General features: G+C 66.3%; 1 protein-coding gene. It reads left to right on the plus strand.

What is annotated here, in order from left to right; genetic code table 11:
• On the plus strand, nt 1-1301 hold a 1301-nt coding region (locus ACFWU6_RS33670), incomplete at both ends, for a dihydropteroate synthase (RefSeq protein WP_383985295.1).

Below are 1301 nucleotides of genomic sequence, written 5' to 3' on the forward strand. Positions count from 1 at the left end.
GTCCCGGTGATCCGGGCGGGTCTGGAGAAGCTGGGCGGGCGTGCGGTCATCAACTCGGTGAACTATGAGGACGGTGACGGTCCGCAGTCGCGGTTCGCTCAGGTCACCGCGTTGGCGCGGGAGCACGGGGCGGCGTTGATCGCGTTGACGATCGACGAGGAGGGCCAGGCCCGCACCGTCGAGCACAAGGTCGCCATCGCGCAGCGGCTGATCGCGGACCTCACCGCCAACTGGGGGATCCGCGAGTCGGACATCCTCATCGACACGCTGACCTTCACGATCTGCACCGGGCAGGAGGAGTCCCGGGGGGACGGCATCGCGACGATCGAGGCGATCCGCGAGCTCAAGCGCCGCCATCCCGACGTCCAGACCACGCTGGGTCTGTCGAACATCTCCTTCGGTTTGAACCCGGCGGCGCGGGTGTTGTTGAACTCGGTGTTCCTGGACGAGTGCGTCAAGGCCGGGCTGGACTCTGCGATCGTCCACGCGAGCAAGATCCTGCCCATCGCGCGTTTCGACGACGAGCAGGTCACCACCGCCCTCGACCTGATCTACGACCGGCGTGCGGAGGGCTATGACCCGCTGCAGAAGCTGATGGCGCTCTTCGAGGGCGTCAACACCACGTCGCTGAAGGCCGGCCGGGCGCAGGAGCTTCTCGCGCTGCCGCTGGACGAGCGGCTCCAGCGGCGGATCATCGACGGTGAGAAGAACGGTCTGGACGCGGACCTCGCCGAGGCGCTCGAGAGCCGTCCGGCGCTGGACATCGTCAACGACACCCTGCTGGCGGGGATGAAGGTCGTCGGCGAGCTGTTCGGTTCCGGGCAGATGCAGCTTCCCTTCGTGCTCCAGTCCGCGGAGGTCATGAAGACGGCGGTGGCCTATCTGGAGCCGCACATGGAGAAGAGCGACGCGGACGGCAAGGGCACGATCGTGCTGGCCACCGTCCGCGGCGACGTCCACGACATCGGCAAGAACCTCGTCGACATCATCTTGACGAACAACGGCTACAACGTCGTGAACATCGGCATCAAGCAGCCGGTCTCGGCGATCCTGGAAGCCGCGCAGGAGCACCGGGCGGACGTGATCGGCATGTCCGGCCTCCTGGTCAAGTCAACGGTGATCATGAAGGAGAACCTCCAGGAACTCAACCAGCGCAAGCTCGCCGCCGACTACCCCGTCATCCTCGGCGGCGCCGCCCTCACCCGCGCCTACGTCGAACAAGACCTCCACGACATCTACGAAGGCGAAGTCCGCTACGCCCGCGACGCCTTCGAAGGCCTGCGCCTCATGGACGCCCTCAT

Source organism: Streptomyces sp. NPDC058674 (genome assembly GCF_042716505.1).
Classification (GTDB): Bacteria; Actinomycetota; Actinomycetes; order Streptomycetales; family Streptomycetaceae; genus Streptomyces.